Below are 22,066 nucleotides of genomic sequence, written 5' to 3'. Positions count from 1 at the left end.
TTGGCACCACGAACCCCTTGGCACCTCGAACCCCTTGGCACGTCGAACAGGAACAACAGGAGTGACCCGTGGACCTTTCACGTAGAGGCTTCCTCCAGGCCGCCGTCCTCACCGCGGCCGCGTCCGGTCTCACCGTCGCATGCGGCGGCTCGTCGGGATCGGGCGGCACCAAGAACGGCAAGGACCTCACCCTGTGGTACTGGGGTGGCGCGCTCAGCGACAAGGTGGTGGCCGAGGCGAAGACCCACTTCAGCAGCTCGGTCAAGCTGACCACCGCCTCCATCGGCGGCGACTTCAAGCAGAAGCTCACCACCACGCTCGCCGCGGGCAGCTCGGTGCCCGACATCACCGGCATCAAGGGCGAGGACATGGCGTCCTTCCTGCCCAACGCCTCCCGCTTCCTGGACCTGAACGACCTGGGCTTCAAGAAGATCTCCTCGCAGTACCTGAACTGGAAGACCAAGCTCGCCCAGACCAAGGACGGCAGGCAGATCGGCTTCCCGATCGACATCGGTCCCACCGCGCTCTTCTACCGCGAGGACCTGTTCGCGAAGGCCGGGGTGGCCACCGACCCGGCCAAGGTCGCCGAACTGGTCAAGACCTGGGAGGACTACTTCCAGCTCGGCGTCGAGTTGCAGAAGAAGAACCCCGGCACCTACCTGGTCAACAACATCAGCTCCGTCTTCAACATCGCGGTCGGCCAGGGCACCTCGCGGTTCATCGACAAGAACAACCACTTCATCGGCGACCAGGAGCACATCCGCGCCGCGTGGACCACCGCGGTCCGCCCCTACACCCTGGGCATCGACGCCAAGATCAACGACAACACCTGGAACGCGGCCGTCGGCAAGAACCTGCTCACCGAGCTGGGCGCGGCCTGGCACGCGCTGGACATCGAGCAGGCCGCCCCGGGGACCAAGGGCAAGTGGCGGGTCTGCGCGAACCCGGTCGGCCCGTCCAACCAGGGCGGTTCCTACCTGGCCCTGCCCCAGCAGTGCCGGAACCCCGAAGAGGCGTTCAAGATCATCAGCTGGATCCTCAGCCCCGCCAACGACGCCCGCGGCTTCACCGACGCCGCCATCTTCCCCGCCGCCCCGGCCGCCTACGCCATGCCGGCGATGACGGGTCCGGACGCCTTCTTCGGCGGACAGAAGATCATCGAGGTGTTCGGGCCCGCCGCCAAGGCCATCCCGGACAGCTACGAGGCGCCCGCCGACGCCGCGGTCATGGCTCCCTACATGACGGAGCTGACCAACATCGAGGCCAAGGGCAAGAAGCCCGACGACGCCTGGAAGGACGCGGTCAGCCAGGCCAAGCAGATCGCCCGTCGCCAGGGGGTGAGCTGAGTGTCGTCACCTCCGGTGACCGGTCCCGCCGCGGTGCCCGAACACCGCGGCGGGCCGGGCCCGGCCCGGTTCCGCCCGCGACGCGCCGTGCCGGCGGGCCATGCCCGGCCCCGGCGGCGCGGACCGCTGTCGTACTGGCGCCAGTACCTGGCGATCTCCCCGTTCTACCTGATCTTCATAGCGTTCTCGTTCTTCCCCGTCTTCTACTCGCTCTACCTGGCCTTCCAGCGCTGGGACGGCCTGGGCGACATGCAGTTCGTGGGCCTCCAGCAGTTCAAGTTCCTGTGGTCGGACCCGGTCTTCTGGCTGTCGATCCGCAACACCCTGGTGATCTGGGTGCTGTCCACCGTCCCGACCCTGTTCGGCGCCCTGGTGCTGGCGACGCTGCTGCACTCGGTGCGCCGCTTCAAGGGCTTCTACCGCATCGCCCTCTACGTTCCGAACGTGACCTCGATCGTGGCCGTGGCGATCTTCTTCGGCGCGGTGTTCAGCAACAACTTCGGTCTGGTCAACGCGATCCTGGGCACGGTCGGCATCTCGCCGGTGCCGTGGCTGAGCAACCCGTGGCTGATCAAGGTGGTCATCGCGCTGCTGATGACCTGGATGTGGACCGGCTACAACATGATCATCTACCTGGCCGGCCTCCAGGCGATCCCGACGTCGATCTACGAGGCCGCGAAGATGGACGGCGCCGGACCCGTCCGGACCTTCTTCCAGATCACCGTCCCGATCATGCGGCCGATCATCCTGTTCACCGTCGTCATCTCGACCATCAACGGTTTGCAGAGCTTCAGCGAACCCCAGGTCCTGTTCGCCAACAACGCCGCCAACGCGAACCTCGGGGGTCCCGGACAGGCCGGTCTGACCACCTTGCTGTACTTCTACCAGTCGGCCTTCCTCAACAACGACTACGGCTACGGCGCGGCCATCGTGTGGGCCTTCTTCGTACTGATCATCGTGCTGGTCGCCGTCAACTGGCGCATCACGCAGCGAGGGAGGAAGGCATGACGACCGCCGACACCACCGGGCCGGCCGCCGGGAAGCGCAGGCTGCGCCGCCCCAAGGGCCTCACCGCCCACATCCTCCTCATGCTGGCCGTCGTCATCTCGGTCTTCCCGTTCCTGTGGACGATCATCATGGCGACCAACACCACGCAGGACATCTACAAGAGCCCGCCGAAGTTCACCTTCGGCTCCCATCTGCTGGAGAACATCCGGCACGTGCTGAACACCATCGACTTCTTCGGGTCGATGCTGAACACGGTCGTCGTCGCCTGCGTCACCACCGTCCTGGTGCTGTTCGTGGACTCGCTGGCGGCCTTCGCCTTCGCCAAGTTCGACTTCCCCGGGCGCAAGGTGCTCTTCGGCACGCTGCTGCTGTTCATGATGCTGCCGCTGCAACTGGCGGTCCTGCCGCAGTTCATCCTGATGTCCAAGATCGGCTGGGTAGGCACCCTCCAGGCGCTGGTCCCGCCCGCGCTCGCCAACGCGTTCGGCATCTTCTGGCTGCGTCAGTACATCGAGAACGGCGTGCCCGACGAACTCCTCGACGCCGCCCGCATCGACGGCGCCGGGTTCTTCCGCCAGTACTGGAACATCGCGCTGCCGATGATCCGGCCGGCGCTGTCCTTCCTCGCCATCTACGCCTTCGTCGGCGCCTGGAACGACTACGTCTGGCCGCTGATCGTGCTCACCAACCCCGCCCATGTGACGCTCCAGGTGGAACTCGCCCAGCTCAACGTCGGCCACACCACCGACTACAGCATGGTCATGGCCGGGGTACTGATGGCCGCCCTCCCGCTGGTGATCGTCTTCGCGGTCTTCGCCCGGGGGTTCATAGCCGGGGCCACCGAAGGAGCGGTCCAGGGCACCTGAACCGGGATCACGACGGAAGGGGCGGGCGATGACGTACGACGCCGGTGGAGCACGGCCCGGGCGCGGCCGGGTGCTGGTGGTCGGCATGGACGGGCTGCGCTTCGACCGGCTGGCCCTCGCGCCGGTCACGGCGCCCGTGCTGCACGCGCTGATGGCGAAGGGCGCCCACGGCACCAGCCTGCTGCCGTACGGCGAGGCGGACGGCCAGGCCCCGGGCGGGCCGTCCACCAGCATGGCCTACACCGACTCCGGGCCCGGCTGGTCGAGCGTGCTGACCGGGGTGTGGCCCGACCGCCACGGGGTGACCGGCAACGACTTCGCCGGTGCCGACTACACCCGCCACCCCGACTTCCTGAGCCGCGCCGTCACGGCCCGCCCCGGGCTGCGCGCCGTCGCCGTGGTGTCCTGGCCGGAGCTGGTCCGCCGCGGCACCCTCGGCACGGCCGTCGGACAGCTGGTGCAGTACGACGGTGAGAGCGACGGCTACACCACGGCCGACCGGCTCGTCGCCCGTACCGCGGCGCGCCTGCTCACCGAGGACGCCCCGGACGTCCTGTTCGTGTACTTCGGCGGCACCGACGAGGCCGCGCACGCCACCGGTCCGTTCTCCGCCGCCTACGACGCAGCCCTCCGCTCCCAGGACGCCCATCTCGGGCGGCTCCTCGGCGCGATCGACGCCCGCCCCGCCGAGGAGCGGTGGACCGTCCTCGTCACCACCGACCACGGCCACCTCGACACCGGCGGCCACGGCGGCGACACGCGCGCCGAACGGGAGGTCTTCGTCATCCTCGCCGAGCCCGAACCACCCGCCCGGCACCGCCTCGACTCACCCCGGCTCATCGACATCGCGCCCACCGTGCTGAACCGCCTCGGCATCCCCGCCGACCCCGCCTGGAACCTGCCGGGCAGTGTCCTGCCGCCGCCCGCACCGACTTCGGAATGGTCATGACCGACACGCATCAGCTGCCCGACCCCCTGACGGCTCTGCGCCCCTGGGAGGCACCCGAGGTGACCTCCTGGGGGCGCCTGCCCATGAACGCCGTCGACCGGCGCTCCGGAGCGCTCCCCCTGGACGGCGACTGGCGCTTCCAGTTGCTGCCGGCTCCGGACGCGCCGGTCGGCGGTGCGTGGTCGACGGCGCACGTGCCCGGTGCCTGGACCGTGCAGGACACCGACGACCTGCCGCAGTACACGAACGTGCGGACGCCGTTCCCCGAGTTCCCGCCGCACTCCCCCGCGGTGAACCCGACGGGGGTCTACGAGCGTGAGCTGGACGTCCCCGCCGAGTGGGCCGGACGCCGGATCGTGCTCCAGGTGGGCGCGGCCGAGAGCGTGCTCCTCGTGCACGTCGACGGACGGCCGGTCGGCGTCTCCAAGGACTCCCACCTGGCGGCCGAGTTCGACCTGACGGATGCCGTCCGTCCCGGGGAGCGTTCGGTGCTGCGGCTGACCGTCGTCAAGTGGTCGGACGCCACGCACCTGGAGGACCAGGACCAGTGGTGGCACGGCGGGATCACCCGGTCGGTGCTGCTGTACGCGACCGACCCGCTCCGGCTCGCGGACGTCACCGTGCGGGCCCGGCGGGACGGCGGGCTGCGGGTGGACTGCCTCGTGCGCGACGCCGGCGGGGCACTGCCCGACGGCTGGTACGTCACCGGTGACCTGGACGGCGAACCCCTCGCCCAGGACGCCGAGTTCGACCGGCTGAACACCGAGGACGACCGGGTCTCCGACTTCCTGGGCGAGGCCCGTATCAACGCCGTGGTCCCCGAGGTCCGGACCTGGAACGCGGAGGAGCCCGAACTGTACGGGCTGACCGTCCGGCTGCACCGCTCGGACGGCACGGTCGCCGACACGTCGTACCACCGCGTCGGCTTCCGGGACGTCGAGATCACCGGGCGGGACCTGCTGGTCAACGGCGAGCGGGTGTTCGTCCGGGGCGTCAACCGGCACGACTTCCACCCGCTGACCGGGCGCACGGTGTCGTACGACGACATGCGGGCCGACCTCGTGGTGCTGAAGCGGTTCGGGTTCAACGCGATCCGCACCTCGCACTACCCGAACGACCCGGCCCTCTACGACCTCGCCGACGAACTGGGCTTCTACGTGGTCGACGAGGCGGACATCGAGTCCCACGACCACGCGCACGAGATCGCGGACGACCCGCGCTACCTGAACGCCTTCGTGGACCGGGTCTCGCGGATGGTGCTGCGCGACAAGAACCACCCCTCGGTCATCATCTGGTCGCTGGGCAACGAGTCCGACTACGGCGCCAACCACGACGCGGCGGCGGGCTGGGTGCGGCGGCACGACCCGACCCGGCCGGTCCAGTACGAGGGGGCCGCCAAGCGCGGCTGGGCCGACCCGGACGTGGCCTCCGACATCGCCTGCCCGATGTACGCGCCGCTGGAGGACTGCGTGGCGCACGCGCTGTCCGGGGAACAGACGAAACCGCTGATCCAGTGCGAGTACTCACACGCGATGGGGAACAGCAACGGCACGCTCGCCGACCACTGGGCCGCCATCGAGTCCACTCCGGGGCTTCAGGGCGGGTTCATCTGGGAGTTCTGGGACCACGGAATTCTCCAGCGGGTGAGCGACGGAAGACCGGTCGGGCGCACGGGCGCCGGACTGTATGACAACGGTGTCGCCGCGCCCGGCCACCGCTGGGCGTACGGCGGCGACTTCGGCGAGGCCCTGCACGACGGGGCGTTCGTCGCGGACGGGATCGTCTTCCCCGACCGCACTCCCAAGCCCGCGATGTACGAGCACCGGGAGATCGCCGCGCCGGTCCGCATCCGGTGCTTCAAGCACGAGGGCGTGGTCCTCGCCAACCACCAGCACTTCCGGGGCCTCGACTGGCTCACGGGCACCTGGGAGCTGGCGCTGGCCGACGGCCGCACCCTGACCGGCCCGGCGGAACTGCCCGCGCTGCGGCCGGGTGAGACGGCGGCCGTACCGCTGCCGTTCGCGGTGCCGGCGGACGGCGGGGAGGCCTGGCTGACGCTGCGGGTCACGGTCGCCGAGGACCAGGCCTGGGCGCCGGCCGGCACGGAGGTCTGCACACCTCAGATCCGGATCCGGGCGGCGGACGCGCCGGGCGCGCCGGTGCCGGCGGGTCCCGCCGTCGAGGTGGACGACGAGGGGCTGTTGCGGCATCCGCTGCTCACGGCCGCACCGACGCTCTCCCTGTGGCGGGCGCCCACCGACAACGACGAACTCGGCGGCATGGCACCGCGCTGGCGGGCCTGGGGGCTGGACCGGCTGGTGCGCAAGGTGGTCTCGGTCCGCCGGGACGGCGACCTGGTGACGGTGGTCGCGGAGTACGCGGGCACCGTGGGGGTCGTACGGCACCGGCAGGAGTTCACACCGGTCGACGGCGGCATCCGGGTCGAGGAGTCGGCCGAGCTGCCCGCGGAGTTCGACGACGTGGCGCGGGTCGGCTCGGTCTTCGAGACGGTGGCGGGGCTCGACGTGCTGGACTGGTTCGGTCAGGGTCCCTGGGAGTCGTACCCCGACCGCGCCGCCGGCGCCCCCGTCGGTCACCACCGGCTGCCGGTGGACGCGCTGTTCACCCCGTACCTGCGGCCCCAGGAGAGCGGCGGCCGGCACGGCGTACGACGGTTCACGCTGTCGGCGCCGGACGCCACCGGACTCGCGGTCGAGCTGGACGAACCCCGCCAGGTCTCCGTCAGCCGCTACCGCGCCGAGGACCTCACCGCCGTCACGCACCACGACGAACTCGTGCCGCGGGCCGGCTGCGTGGTCCACCTCGACGCCGCACACCGGGGCCTCGGTACGGCCTCGTGCGGTCCCGACACCTTCCCCTCCTACCTCGTCGCACCGGGCATCCACCGCTGGAGCTGGACCCTGCGCGTCCTCTGAGATCCCCCCACGCCCTTCCCCGACACTTCTGATTGCTCACGGAGCACACGTGTGTACGTCGCATGACCATGCCCAGGGCGAGGCCGCGCAGGCCGGAGCCGGACGACGCAACTTCCTGAGGGCCACCGCGCTGCTCGGCGCCGCCGCCACCGCCGGGGTCGCGCTGCCGGCCGTCGCGGACGCCGCCGAGGCGTCCGCCGGCGCCGGCCGGCGGCCCGACCCGGAAAGCCGTCGCTTCACCCTCGCGGTGATGCCCGACACCCAGTACCTCTTCGACGGACCCAGCATCGACGCGGCGCCGGTCGAGGCGTCCCTGCGCTACCTGCTGGACCAGGCCGAGGAGGACAACATCGTCTTCCTGTCCCACCTGGGCGACCTGACGCAGAACGGTGCCGTCGAGGAGTTCACCGCGATCAGCAAGGCGTTCGGGATCCTCGACCGGCGCGGGGTCGGCTACAGCGTGCTGGCCGGCAACCACGACATCAAGTCGTCCACGGACGATCAGCGTGGCGCGTCGCCCTACCTGGACGCGTTCGGCCCGCAGCGGTTCAGGGGCAGGCCGACGTTCGGCGGGGCCTCCGCGGACGGCTACAACACCTACCACCTGTTCCGTGCGGCCGGGCGCGAGTGGCTGGTGCTGGCACTGGACTGGCGGCTGTCGGCGAAGGGCTACGCCTGGGCGAAGGACGTCATCGCCGCCCACCCGAAGACGCCGGTCGTCCTCACCACGCACGAACTCGTCGTGGAAGACGACACGTTGTCCTCGTACGGGCAGCAGCTGTGGGACCAGCTGGTCGACGAGCACGACCAGATCTTCCTCACCCTGAACGGCCACTACTGGCCCGCCGGCCGCGCGACCCGCAAGAACGCGGCGGGCAACGAGGTGCACCTGCACCTGACGAACTACCAGAACCGGTACTTCGGCGGCGCCGCGATGATCCGCCTCTACCACTTCGACCTGGACCGGAACGTCATCGACGTGGAGACGGTCTCGCCGTGGATCCTCGGCCGGGCCAGGAAGGGCCTGAACGAGCTGGAGCGGCAGGAGATCGAACTCAGCGGCGACGCCGACCGGTTCTCCGTCGACATCGACTTCGCGGACCGCTTCGCCGGCTTCGACCCGGTGCCCGCCCGTGCGGCCCGGCCCGCGTCGCGGCTGCTGGTCCGGGGCACGGCCGCCTACTGGCGGTTCGACTCCGCGGTCTCCGGCACGGTCCGCGACCAGTCCGGCAACGGCAACGACCTCACCGTGGTCACGGTGGGCGGCGGCACCCTCGGCTGGTCGGCGGACCACCACCCGGACCAGCCGGCCCACGGCAGCGTTGAGTTCACCGGGTACAAGTCGCCGCTGACGGGCGCCTACCTCCAGACGGTCCCCGGTGCGCCGCTCAACTCGGCCACCTTCAAGGACGGTTACACCATCGAGGCGTTCTTCCGGCTGCCCGCCGACTGGGATCCCGGCCACAACGCGTGGGCCGGTGTCGTCAGCCGCCGTGGCACCGGCGGAGCCGCCGGCAAGACCGGCGACGACCCGGACGAGCCGGTGGCCACCCTCTCGCTGTCCAACGACCGCGAACCGCAGTGGGCGATGCGCCCGCTCAACCAGGAGGGCATCGCCACCAACTGGGGCCAGGAGACACCGCTGGAGACCTGGACCCATCTCGCCGTCGTCAACGACGGCAGGCACACGACCCTGTACGTCGACGGCTGCCCGGTCGTGCGCAACCCGAAGGCCGCCGCGGTGGGCATCACCTCGGTCGGCGAGCCCTGGCTGCTCGGCGGCTACACCTACGCCGACAAGATCGACCAGATCCTGTACGGCCGCCTCGGCGACGTGCGGATCGTCTCCCGGGCGCTGCCCGTGTCCTCCTTCATGACCCACTGACCCCCGTAACGAGGATCACCTTCATGACCGAGCAGCAGCTGCCCAGCTGGGCCGACCCCGCCGTCTCCCCCGCCGACCTGGACGCCCAGGGCATGTCGAGACGCGGACTCCTGCGCCGCGCGGGCCTGTTCGGCGCCGCGTTCGCGCTCGGGTCCGCGGCGACGCCCGCGTTCGCCGCCTCCCCCGCCCGGCCGGGCCTCGGTGGCACCGACCCGCGCCTCGCCTACCTGGTCGGCGACCACCACGTCCACTCCGTGTACAGCCACGACGCCAAGTACACGTTCACCCAGCAGGCCCGGGCCGCCGCGAAGTACGGCCTGGACTGGATGGTGTTCAACGAGCACTCCAACTTCGGGCACGCCTACTACGGCGCGAAGCTGGAGCACGCGGAGATCCTCAAGGCCCGGGCGGCGAACCCGCGCCAGCTGATCTTCCAGGGCCTGGAGTGGTACATCCCGGCCGCCGAGCACTGCACGGTGTTCGCCGCGCCCGGACCCCACGAGACCGACCTGCTGACGCGGTTCGAGCTGGCCTACGACGGCAAGCTGCTGAACTACACCGAGGGTTCCGCGGGCGCGGCCGACACCGCCCGCAACGAGGCCCACGCGGTCAAGGCCATCCAGTGGCTCGCCGAGCAGCGCCGTACCGGCTACGTCGACGACGTCCTCGTGCTCGCCAACCACCCGCTGCGCCTGGGCATCGACTCACCGCACGAGATCCGCAACTGGCGGGACGCAGGGTGGGGCGGCGGGAACGCGGAGGCCGCCGCGATCATGATCGGCATGGAGGGCGCACCGGGCGCGCAGGGCGCGGCCATCCCGGGCTGGCGCGGGGCCACCTCGATCCGCGGCGAGTACGAGAACAAGCCCTCCGCCCAGTCCTGGGCGGGCTACCCGGCGGACGCGTACCTCACCTACGGCGGCTTCGACTGGGCGACGGCCACGGTCGGCGGGCTCTGGGACGCGATGCTGTCGGAGGGCCGCCTCTTCACGATCACCACGAACTCCGACAACCACCGCACGGTCTTCGACACCTGGAAGAACGGCGACTGGCCGGCGGGGCAGAACTTCGACAACACCGGCAAGCTGCCCGACCCGGTGAACACCGACACCCCGCAGCCCGGCAGCGACTTCTGGCCGGGCGAGTTCAGCCGCACGCACGTCGGCGTCACCCGGTACGGCTACCGCGCGGTGATGGCGGGCCTGCGCGCGGGCCGGGTCTGGCTGGACCACGGGCACCTGCTGGACGGACTCGAGGTCCGGCTGAAGCGGGACTGCGACCACGGCGACGGGGTCACCCTGGGCGGCCGACTGCGGGTCCGCAAGGGCGAGCGGATCACCCTGAACGTGACGGTGACGACGGCGTCCCGGGTCAACGCCCAGGGGATCCTGCCCCAGTTGGCGCACGTCGACGTCATCCGGGGCGCGGTGCGCGGCCCGGTCGCCGACCGCGACACCTGGCAGGCGCCCGACACGAGGGTGGTCCGGACGGAGGACGTGTCGGGCCGCAAGGGCACCTACACCCTGCGCATCCCGCTCACCGCGGGCGACGAGTCCTTCTACGTCCGCCTGCGCGGCAGCGACGGCAACCGGCACGGCGCGGGCTACCTGGGCGCGACGATCGACCCGCACGGACCGATCCCGCACGAGCCGGGCAACGGCGACCCGTGGGCGGACACCTGGTTCTACTCGAACCCGATCTTCGTGGACGTGGTGAACTGAGCTGAGTGAAGCGCCCCGTCAGGGGCACGGGGAACTGCGCGCCCAGCCCTCACCGGCCCGCAGTTCCCCACCGCGTCGGCTCTCAGGCGCAGCCCTACGCGTAGAACCGTGACAGGCTCTGCAACACCGCGGCGGGCTTGGTCCCGCCCTCGACCTCGATCGTCCCGTCGACGGTGATCTGGACCCCGCCCGGCACGTCCTCGACCTCCGCCAGGCGCGCGGCCAGCCGGATCCGCGAGCCCACCTTCACGGGGGAGGGGAAACGCACCTTGTTCAGGCCGTAGTTGACCTTCGTGGTGACGCCCTGGACGTCCAGCAGCCCGGTGAACAAGGGGATGAACAACGACAGGGTGAGGTAGCCGTGGGCGATGGGGGCGCCGAAGGGGCCCTCGGCCGCCCGCTCGGGGTCGACGTGGATCCACTGGTGGTCGCCGGTCGCGTCGGCGAAGGTGTCGATGCGTTCCTGGGTGACCTCGATCCAGTCACTGGTGCCCAGGTCGCCGCCGGCGAGCTTCTTCAGTTCGTCGAGGCCGTTGACAGTGACGCTCATGTCGCTTTCCTTACTCATGAGGTGGTGCCGTAGCGCTTGCGCACCCGGGACTTGAGGAGCTTTCCGGAGGCGGTGCGCGGGAGTTCGTCCGCGAGCACCACCGATTTGGGGAGCTTGTACTTGGCGAGCCGGCCGGACAGCGAGGCCAGCACCTCGTCGGGGTCGAGGTGGGCGCCCTCGCGGGGGACCACCACCGCGCGCGGCACCTCGCCCCACTTGTCGTCCGGCACCCCGATGACCGCGCACTCCACGATGTCGGGGTGGGCGAGGAGCAGGTCCTCGATCTCGGCCGGGTAGATGTTCTCCCCGCCTGAGATGATCATGTCCTTGAGGCGGTCGACGATGAAGACGTAACCGTCCTCGTCGACCCGGGCCGCGTCCCCGCTGCGGAACCAGCCGTCCGCGAAGGAGGCGGCCGTCTCCTCCGGCAGCCCCCAGTAGCCGGTCATGACATGGGGGCCGCGGACCACGACCTCGCCGGGCTCGCCGACGTCCACCGGGGTCAGGTCGGGCCGTACCACCCGTACGTCGCTGAAGAAGTGCGGTACGCCCGCGGAGCCCGCCTTGTCGATCGCGTGCTCGGCGTCGAGGAAGAGCGTGCCGGGCGAGGCCTCCGTCATGCCGTAGCCCTGGAGGAAGGTCAGGCCCCGCTCCTGGTACGCGGCGATCAGCGGGCTGGGGACCGGGGAGCCGCCGCAGGTGAGGATGCGCAGGGAGGAGAGGTCGGCGTCCGGCCAGCGCGGCTGGCGGGCCACCTGGTCGAACATGGTCGGCACCCCGAACATGAAGGTGATCCGGTGGTGTTCGATCAGGTCGAGGGTGGTCGCCGGGTCGAAGGACTCCACCAGCACGCAGGTGCCGCCCTTCAGGAGGACCGGCAGGGTGAGCATGTTGAGGCCCGCCGTGTGGAACAACGGAGCGGACACCAGGGCGCGTTCGTCGGCGATCAGATCGGTGTCCACCAGGACGTTGAGCGCGTTCCAGGTCAGGTTCCCGTGGCTGAGCATCGCGCCCTTGGGGCGGCCGGTCGTACCCGAGGTGTACATGATGATGCAGGTGTCGTCGGGGGCGACCGGCTCGTCGATCGGGTCGTCGGCGGCCGTCGCCAGCAATTCCTCGTACTCGGCGCCGACTTCCACGTACGTCCGGACGTCGCTGCGACCGGGGAGCCCGGCGACGAGACCGGCGTGCGAAGGGCCGTAGAGCAGCGCCTTGGCGCCGGAGTCGGAGAGCTGGTAGGCGATCTCGGGGCCCGCCAGGCGGGTGTTGAGCGGGACGAAGACCGCGCCGAGGGTGCCGGCCGCGAACAGCGTCTCCAGGTAGGCGGGGTGGTTGGGGCCGAGGTAGGCGATGCGGTCGCCGCGGCGGACGCCCCGGGCGCGCAGGGCGTGGGCGAGGCGGGTGGTGCGGTCGTGCAGGGTGCGGTAGTCGGCCGCGCGGCCGTCGTGCACCAGCGCCGTACGGTGCGGGGTCTTGCGGGCCCGGCGCGCGGGCCACGAACCCAGTCCCTCGTTGCGCATCTGCGGCCCCTTATGGCTTGGTCAGCCCGAGCAGGCGGGCGGCGTTCTCCTTGAGGATCTTCGGCCGGACCTCGTCCTTGATCGGCAGCTTCGCGAAGTCGGCGAGCCACCGGTCCGGGGTGAGGACGGGGAAGTCGGAGCCGAACAGGACCTTGTCCTTGAGCAGCGTGTTGGCGTACTGCACCAGCTGCGGCGGGAAGTACTTCGGCGACCAGCCGGACAGGTCGATGTGCACGCCCGGCTTGTGGGTGGCGACGGCGAGGGCCTCGTCCTGCCAGGGGAAGGACGGGTGCGCCAGGATGATCTTCAGGTGCGGGAAGTCGGCGGCCACGTCGTCCACGTGCAGCGGGTTCGAGTACTTCAGGCGGATGCCGCCGCCGCCCGGGACGCCGGCGCCGATGCCCGTCTGGCCGGTGTGGAAGAGGGCGATGGTGCCGGTCTCCTCGATCACCTCGTAGAGGCCGTAGGCCACCGCGCGGTCGTTCGGGAAGAAGCCCTGGATGCTGGGGTGGAACTTGAAGCCCTTCACGCCGTACTCCTCGACCAGCCGGCGGGCCTGCCGGATGCCGGCCTTGCCGCGGAAGGGGTCGACGGAGGCGAAGGGGATCAGCACGTCGGAGTTGGCGGCGGCGGCTTCCGCGACCTCCTCGTTGGGCACCGGGGCGGTACCGGTCGCGGACTCGGCGTCCACCGTGAAGATCACGGCGGCCATGTTCCGCTCGCGGTAGTGCGCGGCGGTCTCCTCGATCGTCGGCTTCCGCTTGCCCTCGACCTTGAAGTAGGCGGAGGAGGCGTCGTGCAGGTCGTCGTCGAGGGAGGAGTGGCCCCGGGAGGAGACCTCGGCGTGGGTGTGGACGTCGATCGCGGTGAGTGCCTCGATGTCCATCACGCCTCCGGCAGCTTGGGCGCGGGGATGCCCACGGTCTGGAGTTCGGCGCCGACCGAGGTGGGGAAGGCGTCGGCCAGGGTGTCCGGGGTCCAGCCGCCGTCGGCGTAGGCCGCCCGCACCTCCTGGGGGTGCGACCAGAGTGCCACCTTGTCGCCGCCGATGCCGATGGCCTGGCCGGTGATCCCCCGGGCGGCCGCGGAGGCGAGGAAGGGGACCACGGCCGCGCAGTCCTCGGGGGTGCCGAAGCCCTCGCCCTTGCGCAGGAAGTCCGGGAGCGGCTCGCCGTTCTTCATCGCCTCGATGTAGGGGGCGAAGGCGGGGATGGTCTCGGTCATCGCGGTGGCGGCCACCGGGACGATCGCGTTGACCGTGATGCCCGCCCGGCCCAGCTCCATCGACCAGGTACGGGCCATGGCGGCGATGCCGGCCTTCGCGGCGGCGTAGTTGGTCTGGCCGAAGTTGCCGCGCTGCCCGGCCGGGGAGCCGACCAGGATCAGGGTGCCGCCCTCGCCCTGCTCGCGCATCCGGACGGCGGCGGCGCGGGCGCAGGTGAAGGTGCCCTTGAGGTGGGTGGTGACGACGGCGTCGAAGTCGTCGTCGGTCATCTTCCAGAGCACCTTGTCGCGCAGGATGCCCGCGTTGGTGACCAGGACGTCCAGGCGGCCGAACTCCTCGACGGCCCGGTTCACGAGCCGGTCGGCGGCCTCGGCGGTGCCGACCGGGACCACCTCGGCGACGGCGGTGCCGCCGGCCCCGGTGATGGACTTCACGGCCTGCTCGGCGACGGCCTCGTCCACGTCGTTGACGACCACGGAGGCCCCGTGTGCGGCGAGGGCATGGGCATAGGCGAGGCCGAGTCCCCGGCCGCTGCCGGTGACGACGGCGGCCTTGCCGGTGAGATCGATGGTGGGCACGGCTGGTCCCTTCACGTGGGTCGCATGGTGGGTCACAAGGGTGGGGCTGTGAGATCGAAGCTAAAAGCAATAATTGTTGACGTCAATAGTTGTTGCCTACCCACGGGTGCGTCATGCTGGAATGCGTGCCACCGACCGCCCCGCCGCCGGGGCCCGTACCAGGGAGCCCGCCATCGCCCGCCAGCCCACCGAGAACCCGTCCCCCATCGACGCCGACGAGCCGTGGATGCGCGGACTGCACGCGGACACGGGGTACCTGCTGTACCGCCTGGGCCTGCGCTCGGGCCAGGCCTTCAACACGTTCCTCCAGGAGTCGGGCGTACGGCTGCGCCACTACGCGGTGCTGCGCTACCTCGCCACCTCCGAGGGCGCCCTCCAGCGGGAGCTGAGCACCCGGCTCGGCTACGACCCGAGCGCCATCGTCGGCCTGGTCGACGACCTGGAGAAGCAGGACCTCGCCGAGCGGCGCCCCTCCCCCGACGACCGGCGCAGCCGGATCGTCGTCCTCACCGAGCGGGGCCGGACCTTCCTGCGGGACACCGACGAGGCCGGTCTGCGCGTGACGAACGACCTGCTGGCCCCGCTCGACCCCGCCGAGCGGGAGACCCTGCACGCCCTGCTGCTGCGCGTCGCCGACCGGCCATGACCGACGGCGGCCGCTCCGCGCCCGACCGGCTGCTGGCGGTCCTGGCCGCGTTCGACCACGCGCATCCCGCGCTGAGCCTGACCGACGTCAGCCGCCGGGCCGGCCTCTCCCTGACCACCGCGCACCGGCTGGTCGGCGCGCTCACCGCGTGGGGTGCGCTGGAGCGGGACGCGGACGGCCTCTACCACGTGGGGCTGCGCCTGTGGGAGCTGGCCGCCCTGGCCCCCCGGGGTCTCGCACTGCGCCAGGTCGCGCTGCCGTACCTGGAGGACCTGTACGAAGCCACCCACGAGAACGTCCAGTTGGCGGTGCGGGACGGCACCGAGGTCGTCTACATCGAGTGGCTGTCGGGGCGTTCGGCGGTGGGTGTGCACATCCGGGTGGGCGCCCGCTGGCCGCTGCACGCGACGGGCGTGGGACTGGCGCTGCTCGCGCACGAGGCCCCGGCCTTCCAACAGGACTACTGCGCCGGGTCGTTGGCCGCGTTCACGCCGTACACGATCACGGATCCGGTCCGGCTGCGCCGCTCGCTCGCCGAAGTACGGCGTACCGGTGTGGCGGTGAGCAGCCGTCAGGTCACCGACGACGCGCTGTCGGTGGCGGCCGCGGTGCGCGGGGCGACGGGCCAGGTGGCCGCGGCCGTCTCGGTGGTGGTGCCCCAGTCCGACGCCCAGGTACCGGCCCTGGTCCCGGCGGTACGACTGGCGGCCCGCGGAATCTCCCGGGCCCTGGGCTGGCAGCCGGACCGCCCCGACCGGACCGGATAACCGAACCGACCGCTCCGCCGGCCAGCCCGGCGAGCCGGACTGGCCGGGCCGCCGGGACAACCTGAACAGGCCGGACAGGCCGAGCCGCCGGACAGCCCGGTGAACTGGACAGCCCGGTGAGCCGGACGGGTCGGTGAGCCGGACGGGTCGGTGAGTCGGACAGCCCGGTGAGCCGGGTGGGGTGTGCCGCCGGGCGGGCCGGGCCGTCGGCGTGTGGCGCGGGGCCGGCCGCCCTAGGTGAGCAGGGCCGCCCTAGGTGAGCAGGGCCGCCCGCAGGCGTCGGTCGCGGGGGGCCGGTTTGCGGTCCAGGCGGGCGTCCAGCAGGCGCCGGGCCGCGTCGCAGCGGCCGTCCGCGACGAGCGCGTACAGCAGCGTCTCCTCGACCACTTCCCGCTGGGCCGCGCTGCCGCCGACCCTGGCCAGCACCGGCAGCAGGGCGTCGAGCCCCCGGGCCGCCTCGTGGAACCGCTCCTCGACCAGCGCCGCGAACGCCTCGCACAGCGGTGCGATCACCTCCCGCTGCACCGGATCGGCGCCGGCCGCGTGGTCCCGGAGCCGGTGCAGCGCGGGCAGGTCCCCGGCGGCGGTGAGGGCGACGGCCGCGTGCAGGGCGGTGAACGCGGTGGCGGGCCGCTCCAGCACCTCGCGGGCCACCGAGTCGAGCACGTCCGCCGTCGGCAGATCGCCGTCCCAGCTGTCGCTGAGCCGGGCCCGCCACAGCAGCGACCCGGAGTCCACCAGCGCCCGTACCCCGCGGACCCGGCCGGGCGCCAGCTGGGTGAACCAGCGGCGGCGCACGGCACCCGGATCGTCGAGGGCGAGTTCGTGCAGGGCGATGTGCCAGGAGAAGTGCGCCCGGTGCACCGCGCCCCGGCCGCGCCCGGACACCCAGCCGTCGAGCCAGTCCCGGCCCGCCTCGTGCGCCCCGGACTCGTAGTGGACGTGGGCGAGGGCGTGCACCGCGTGCCCGGAGGCCGGCTCTGCGGCCAGCGCGCGGTGCGCCAGCTCCCCCGCCTCGTGCAGCCGGCCCTGCTCCTGGCGCAGGAAGGCCAGCAGCGAGGTGTGGAACCAGTGTCCGTCGTAGGCGGGCGAGGTCAGTTCGAGCAGCCGCAGGGCGTCGGCGTCCTGGAGGTCGCTCACTCCGGAGAACGCGATCGTGGGCACGGCCGCGGCGAGTGCCAGCGCGTCCCCCGGATGCTCCCGCAGGTGCCGTACGAGGGCCTGGTCCCCGTCGTCACCGGTCACCCGGCGCGTCACCACGGCCACGAAGGACCGCTCGCGTTCGTCGGCGCGTTCACGGGCCGCGCGCTGGGCGTCGGCGAGGGCGCGGGGCACGTCGACGGCGGCGGCGCACTCGTGGCCGAGCAGGGCCAGGGCCGCGTGGCCGAGGGCGAACCCGGGGTCCAGGGCGACCGCGCGGGCGAACGCCTCCTCGGCGCCGGAGCGCACCTTCAGGACCCGGTCGAGACCGCTGCGGTAGGCGGCGGCCGCCTCGGCGCGGGTCGACAGGGGCTGTCCGTTGCCGTCCAGGGGACGCCGTCCGGGCCGCCGGCGCACCGGCTCGGGCGGCAGGATCCGCTGCGCCAGCTCGGCCGCCTGGACCCGGATCTCGGGGATCGCGGTGGTCTCCCACAACTCGCCCCGGCGCGGCGCCCCGAGCGTGAACAGGGGCAGCCCGGTACGGCCGCGGGCGTCGAGGAGCCGGCCGTCCCGGGTGGCCGCGCCCATGCCGAGCGGGCCGGGGACGGCCGTACCGGAGCCGAACAGCCCCTGCCACAGCGGGTCGTCGAGGCGGCGGCCGGGTCCGGTGCAGTCGACTACCCAACCGACGTGCAGCGTGTGGCCGTTGGACAGTTCGACCGTGAGGGCGCCGGCCTCGGCGGCGGTCACGCGGGTGACCGTGCCGGTGTGGACGTGCAGGCGGCGGGCGGTGCGGGCGCGGGAGACGTGTTCGGCGGTGGCGGGAGCCATCCGGTGGCGGTGGGTGTTCCACAGGGCGCCCTCACGGGCCAGGAACTCCTCGCGCTCCTCGGGGGTGAGGCTGCGCCACAGCCGGGCGGTGTGCGGGCGGAGACTGTCCAGGGCGGGGCGCCAGTCGCCGTGGGTGCGCACGGAGCGGCTCACATGGCGCCAGACCGCGCGGCGCAGCCGGCCCAGCGAGGAGTCGTCGAGGCCGTCCGGTGCGGGCATGGTCCCGGCCGGGCCCAGGGCGTGCGGCTGGGGCAGCAGGCCGCTGCGGGACAGGGCGTGCAGGGTGCGGCCGGGACGGTCGAGGGTGAGGGCGAGGTCGACGGCGGTCAGGCCGGTGCCGACCAGCAGGACGTCCTCCGGGCTGTCGCGTACGGGGTCCAGGGCGCCGGGGGTCCACGGGGCGGCGACGAAGCGGGGCGAGGTGCGCAGGGCGGCCGGTGCCCAGCCGGCGGTGGCACCGGCGGGGCCGGTGGCCAGGACCGCGCCGTCCGCCGTCAGGGGTTCCCCGGTGGCGAGGCGGAGTTCCACCCGGCCGTCGGGGGTACCGGTACAGCTCTCCGCCCGGGTGCGCACCCGGCGTACCGCGACCGTGCCGTGGGCGCGGACCATGGCCTGGCCGAGGGTGTCGGCGAGGTAGGCGCCGTAGCGGTAGCGGGTGGCGAAGTCGGCACCGGTGACGGTGGGTTCGCCGTGCCGGCAGAGCCAGCGGACGAAGTGGCCGGGGTCGTCCGGATAGGCGCTCATGTTCCCGGCGGGCACGTTGAGGCGGTGCCGGGGGTCGCAGGTGGCGTAGGCGGCGCCCCGGCCCGCCTCCGGGGCCGGGTCGACGAGGACGAGGTCCAGCGGAGTCCGGCGGCGGTGTGCGGTCTCGCAGAGCTGGACGGCGGTGAGGGTGCCCGCCGCTCCCGCTCCCACGATGGCCACGCTCGGGCGCTTGCGGACATCGGTCACGGAATACCTCCGGCGGATCGGTGAGCTGCTTCTCTACGATTCTGATCGGCTGGGCGGGGAGGTCGTCCCGGGACGGTGAAGTCACCGGGAACTCGTGACAGGGGAACTCACCGGAAACCCGGGCCGCCGGTCGGGCGTTCATACTCTGTTCACGAACCCCGTCGGGGACAACCCGGGTTCCGGCCGACTCGCCCTCATCGGAATCTCAGGGATCACCCCCGTGATTCAAAGGCGCCACCCATACAACGAGCGCAGGATGCCTGACACAGGTGGACAAGTCAGGAAGGCGTGTCGTGGGCGTCCAGCACATATCGAACGGGTCCGGACGGCAGTCGGGGAAGTGGTCCCGGCGCGGGATCCTCGCCGCGTTGGGCGCGGTGCCCGCGGGTGCGGCTCTGGCCGGATGCAGTTCCTCGGCGGACGCCTCGGCCACCACGTCCGGCAAGGGTGCCACGGCCTCGGTGAAGTCCGCGACCAAGAAGGCCACGATCACGGTCACACCGGTCTCGGGCACCACGAAGGCCGACTTCACCAGCCCCGTCTCGGTCACGGTGACCGACGGCACGCTGGCCTCCGTGACGGTCAGGGGCAACGACGGCTCGACACTGGCGGGCACCTTCGACGACGCGCGGACGAAGTGGACGTCGTCACGGAACCCGTACTCCGGCACCAGGTACACGGTGACCGCGAAGGCGCGGGGAGCGGCCGACGAGACGGTGGCGACCTTCACCACGAAGTCCCCCGGCGAGACGTTCGTCGGCTACTTCACGCCCGAGGCGGACTCGACGTCCGGGGTCGGCATGCCGGTGTCGATCAACTTCACGCACGCGGTGACGGACCGGGCGGCCGTCCAGAAGGCGATCACCGTGACCGCCGAGCCGGCGGTGGAGGTGGTCGGGCACTGGTTCAGCGACACGCGGCTCGACTTCCGCCCCGAGGCGTACTGGGCGTCCGGCACGAAGATCACGCTGAGCCTGCGGCTGAAGGACGTGGAGAGCTCGGACGGCGTCTACGGGGTGCAGTCGAAGGACGTGACCTTCCACATCGGCCGGGAGCAGATCAGCACGGTCGACCTGGCCGCCAAGGAGATGGTGGTGAAGCGGGACGGCGCCACCCACGCCACCTACCCGGTCTCCGGCGGCAACGCCCAGCACACCACCTGGTCCGGGATCATGGTGATCAGCGAGCGGTTCAAGCAGACCCGGATGGAGTCCTCCACGGTCGGCCTCGGCGACGAGTACGACATCTCGGACGTCCCGCACGCCCAGCGCCTGACCACGTCCGGCACCTTCGTGCACGGCAACTACTGGGCGTCGACCTCGGTCTTCGGCCACGAGAACACCAGCCACGGCTGTGTCGGCCTGCACGACGCGAAGGGAGCGGGCGACTCCTCGGTCGCGGGCTACAGGTTCTACGAGAGCTCGATGCTCGGCGACGTGGTGATCGTCAAGAACTCCGGCGAGAAGACCGTCGAGGCGTCCAACGGCCTCAACGGCTGGAACCTTTCCTGGGCGGACTGGAAGGCGGGCAGCGCCGTCTAGCGAACGGGTGGCTTCACAGCGTGAACTCCGTTGAGAATCAGGGTGATTCTTTGTTTTAACTCTTGACGGCCGCAGGCACGGAGAGCACATTGGGCCCACTTTGAGAGCGCTCTCAGATCATGCCGGCGCTCTCGGAGACCCACCCGCGCACCCCCTCCGTACCCGAGAGGCACCCCCATGAGCGAAACCTCCGGTATACCTCCCGCGGACCACAGACGGCGCCGCTCGATCCGCCGCGCCCTGCTCGCCGCCCTGGCCACCGTCGGCCTGGCGGTCACGGCCGCCACCGCCGGCACCCTGCCCGCCAGCGCGTCGGCGCCCGGCGTGCCGTCCGGCTGGAGCCAGGTCTTCCTCGACGACTTCAACGGCACCGCCGGAACCGGGGTCAACACCTCCGACTGGCAGTACGACACCGGGACCTCGTATCCCGGCGGGGCCGCCAACTGGGGCACCGGCGAGGTCGAGACGATGACCTCGTCCACCACCAACGTCGCCCTCGACGGCAGCGGCAACCTGAAGATCACGCCCGTCCGGGACTCGTCCGGGAACTGGACATCGGGCCGGATCGAGACCACCCGTACGGACTTCCAGCCCCCGGCCGGCGGCAAACTGCGCGTCGAGGCCCGGATCCAGATGCCGAACGTCACCGGGACCGCCGCCTACGGCTACTGGCCGGCGTTCTGGATGCTGGGCGCCCCCTACCGGGGCAACTACCAGAACTGGCCGGGCGTCGGCGAGCTGGACATCATGGAGAACGTGCAGGGCCTGAACAAGGTCTGGGCGACCATGCACTGCGGCACCAACCCGGGCGGCCCCTGCAACGAGACGACGGGCCTGGGCAATTCGACCGCCTGCCCCGACACCACCTGCCAGTCCGGCTTCCACACCTACACCATGGAGTGGGACCGCTCGGTGAGCCCCGAGGCGATCCGCTTCTACGTCGACGGCGTCAACTACCAGACGGTGACGTCCAGTCAGGTCGACGCCACCACCTGGGCGAACGCCACCAACCACGGATTCTTCGTCATCCTGAACGTGGCGATGGGCGGCGGCTTCCCGGACGCGTTCGGCGGCGGACCCACCAGCGCAACCGAGTCCGGCCACCCGATGGTCGTGGACTACGTCCAGGTGCTGTCGGCGAGTGGGAGCGGTACCACGACCCCGCCCACCGGCAACCGTGACGCGTACAGCGCGATCCAGGCCGAGTCGTACGACAGCCAGTCCGGCGTCACCGCCGAGACCACCACCGACACCGGCGGCGGCCAGGACCTCGGCTACATCGCCAACGGCGACTGGGCGCTGTACAAGGGCGTCGACTTCGGCTCCACGGCGGCCACCCAGTTCTACGCCCGGGTGGCGAGCGGCGCGGCGACCGGAGTGAGCGGGCTGGTCCAGGTCCGGCTGGACAGCCCCGCCAACTCCCCCGTGGGCAGCTTCGCGGTGTCGAGCACCGGGGGCTGGCAGACCTGGACGACGGTCCCGGCGAACATCAGCGCGGTGACCGGGACGCACGACGTGTATCTGACCTTCAGCAGCGGCCAGTCGGCGGACTTCGTCAATCTGAACTGGTTCGACTTCGGGCACTGACCCGCACGCAGGGCACACG

Annotated in this window: 16 protein-coding genes; 11 read left to right on the top strand and 5 right to left on the bottom strand. The window is 71.6% G+C overall.

What is annotated here, in order from left to right:
* The first annotated feature begins 68 nt into the window (after positions 1-68).
* The 7 genes from AAW13_RS10150 to AAW13_RS10120 all read left to right on the top strand — a co-directional run bounded on the left by AAW13_RS10150 (position 69) and on the right by AAW13_RS10120 (position 10,711).
* Positions 69-1,346, top strand: a complete 1,278-nt coding sequence (locus AAW13_RS10150; RefSeq protein ID WP_046728448.1) for an ABC transporter substrate-binding protein — start codon at positions 69-71, stop codon at positions 1,344-1,346.
* 87 nt (positions 1,347-1,433) lie between these two features.
* A complete protein-coding gene (locus AAW13_RS10145) occupies positions 1,434-2,354 on the top strand; it encodes a carbohydrate ABC transporter permease (RefSeq protein WP_046728548.1) in 921 nt (306 codons plus the stop codon).
* Positions 2,351-3,220 (top strand): carbohydrate ABC transporter permease, encoded by an 870-nt coding sequence (locus tag AAW13_RS10140; protein WP_046728447.1) that lies wholly within the window; start codon positions 2,351-2,353, stop codon positions 3,218-3,220. The genes AAW13_RS10145 and AAW13_RS10140 overlap by 4 nt, the downstream gene beginning before the upstream one ends.
* A gap of 28 nt (positions 3,221-3,248) precedes the next feature.
* A complete protein-coding gene (locus tag AAW13_RS10135; protein ID WP_046728446.1) occupies positions 3,249-4,169 on the top strand; it encodes an alkaline phosphatase family protein in 921 nt (306 codons plus the stop codon).
* Complete coding sequence (locus AAW13_RS10130) at positions 4,166-7,105, top strand: glycoside hydrolase family 2 TIM barrel-domain containing protein (protein ID WP_046728445.1); 2,940 nt, start codon at positions 4,166-4,168, stop codon at positions 7,103-7,105. Before AAW13_RS10135 ends, AAW13_RS10130 begins: the two co-directional genes overlap by 4 nt.
* 49 nt (positions 7,106-7,154) lie before the next feature.
* Positions 7,155-8,990: a LamG-like jellyroll fold domain-containing protein gene (locus AAW13_RS10125; RefSeq protein WP_046728444.1), complete on the top strand. Its 1,836-nt coding sequence runs from the start codon at positions 7,155-7,157 to the stop codon at positions 8,988-8,990.
* Positions 8,991-9,013: 23 nt separating this feature from the next.
* Positions 9,014-10,711, top strand: coding sequence for a PHP domain-containing protein (locus AAW13_RS10120; RefSeq protein ID WP_046728443.1), 1,698 nt, complete (start codon positions 9,014-9,016; stop codon positions 10,709-10,711).
* Positions 10,712-10,805: 94 nt separating this feature from the next.
* Here the strand turns inward: AAW13_RS10120 and AAW13_RS10115 are convergent, their stop codons facing one another.
* From AAW13_RS10115 to AAW13_RS10100, 4 genes are read right to left on the bottom strand one after another with little or no spacing between them, the layout of a single operon-like run.
* Entirely contained in the window at positions 10,806-11,261 is a 456-nt protein-coding gene (locus tag AAW13_RS10115; protein WP_046728442.1) for a MaoC family dehydratase, read from the bottom strand.
* Positions 11,262-11,275: 14 nt separating this feature from the next.
* Positions 11,276-12,781 carry an acyl-CoA synthetase gene (locus AAW13_RS10110; RefSeq protein ID WP_046728441.1) on the bottom strand — a complete coding sequence of 502 codons (1,506 nt, stop codon included), beginning with the start codon at positions 12,779-12,781 and terminating at the stop codon, positions 11,276-11,278.
* Between the two features lie 10 nt (positions 12,782-12,791).
* On the bottom strand, positions 12,792-13,667 hold the full coding sequence (locus AAW13_RS10105; RefSeq protein WP_046728440.1) for an amidohydrolase family protein: 876 nt from the start codon (positions 13,665-13,667) through the stop codon (positions 12,792-12,794).
* Complete coding sequence (locus tag AAW13_RS10100) at positions 13,667-14,584, bottom strand: SDR family NAD(P)-dependent oxidoreductase (protein WP_046728439.1); 918 nt, start codon at positions 14,582-14,584, stop codon at positions 13,667-13,669. Before AAW13_RS10100 ends, AAW13_RS10105 begins: the two co-directional genes overlap by 1 nt.
* Before the next feature lie 226 nt (positions 14,585-14,810).
* Here AAW13_RS10100 and AAW13_RS10095 point away from each other — a divergent pair, with 226 nt between their 5' ends.
* Complete coding sequence (locus AAW13_RS10095) at positions 14,811-15,230, top strand: MarR family winged helix-turn-helix transcriptional regulator (RefSeq protein ID WP_046728547.1); 420 nt, start codon at positions 14,811-14,813, stop codon at positions 15,228-15,230.
* On the top strand, positions 15,227-15,997 hold the full coding sequence (locus tag AAW13_RS10090) for an IclR family transcriptional regulator (protein ID WP_046728438.1): 771 nt from the start codon (positions 15,227-15,229) through the stop codon (positions 15,995-15,997). Before AAW13_RS10095 ends, AAW13_RS10090 begins: the two co-directional genes overlap by 4 nt.
* Positions 15,998-16,249: 252 nt before the next feature.
* Here AAW13_RS10090 and AAW13_RS10085 read toward each other — a convergent pair whose 3' ends face one another.
* Positions 16,250-18,919, bottom strand: coding sequence for an FAD/NAD(P)-binding protein (locus AAW13_RS10085; RefSeq protein WP_240528586.1), 2,670 nt, complete (start codon positions 18,917-18,919; stop codon positions 16,250-16,252).
* A gap of 293 nt (positions 18,920-19,212) precedes the next feature.
* On the opposite strand from AAW13_RS10085, the gene AAW13_RS10080 reads away from it, so the two are divergent.
* A complete protein-coding gene (locus AAW13_RS10080) occupies positions 19,213-20,460 on the top strand; it encodes a L,D-transpeptidase (protein ID WP_046728437.1) in 1,248 nt (415 codons plus the stop codon).
* A 177-nt stretch (positions 20,461-20,637) separates the two neighbouring features.
* Complete coding sequence (locus tag AAW13_RS10075; protein WP_046728436.1) at positions 20,638-22,047, top strand: glycoside hydrolase family 16 protein; 1,410 nt, start codon at positions 20,638-20,640, stop codon at positions 22,045-22,047.
* Positions 22,048-22,066 lie beyond the last annotated feature (19 nt).

This window comes from Streptomyces humi (genome assembly GCF_001005085.2).
Lineage (GTDB): Bacteria > Actinomycetota > Actinomycetes > Streptomycetales > Streptomycetaceae > Streptomyces > Streptomyces humi.
This window is presented reverse-complemented; position numbering and strand designations above follow the sequence as displayed.

Coding starts and splice junctions, on each gene's coding strand:
- AAW13_RS10105 (WP_046728440.1), bottom strand. CDS start 13,667: ATGGACATCGAGGCACTCACCGCGATCGACGTCCACACCCACGCCGAG.
- AAW13_RS10135 (WP_046728446.1), top strand. CDS start 3,249: ATGACGTACGACGCCGGTGGAGCACGGCCCGGGCGCGGCCGGGTGCTG.
- AAW13_RS10130 (WP_046728445.1), top strand. CDS start 4,166: ATGACCGACACGCATCAGCTGCCCGACCCCCTGACGGCTCTGCGCCCC.
- AAW13_RS10115 (WP_046728442.1), bottom strand. CDS start 11,261: ATGAGCGTCACTGTCAACGGCCTCGACGAACTGAAGAAGCTCGCCGGC.
- AAW13_RS10140 (WP_046728447.1), top strand. CDS start 2,351: ATGACGACCGCCGACACCACCGGGCCGGCCGCCGGGAAGCGCAGGCTG.
- AAW13_RS10110 (WP_046728441.1), bottom strand. CDS start 12,781: ATGCGCAACGAGGGACTGGGTTCGTGGCCCGCGCGCCGGGCCCGCAAG.
- AAW13_RS10095 (WP_046728547.1), top strand. CDS start 14,811: ATGCGCGGACTGCACGCGGACACGGGGTACCTGCTGTACCGCCTGGGC.
- AAW13_RS10120 (WP_046728443.1), top strand. CDS start 9,014: ATGACCGAGCAGCAGCTGCCCAGCTGGGCCGACCCCGCCGTCTCCCCC.
- AAW13_RS10075 (WP_046728436.1), top strand. CDS start 20,638: ATGAGCGAAACCTCCGGTATACCTCCCGCGGACCACAGACGGCGCCGC.
- AAW13_RS10090 (WP_046728438.1), top strand. CDS start 15,227: ATGACCGACGGCGGCCGCTCCGCGCCCGACCGGCTGCTGGCGGTCCTG.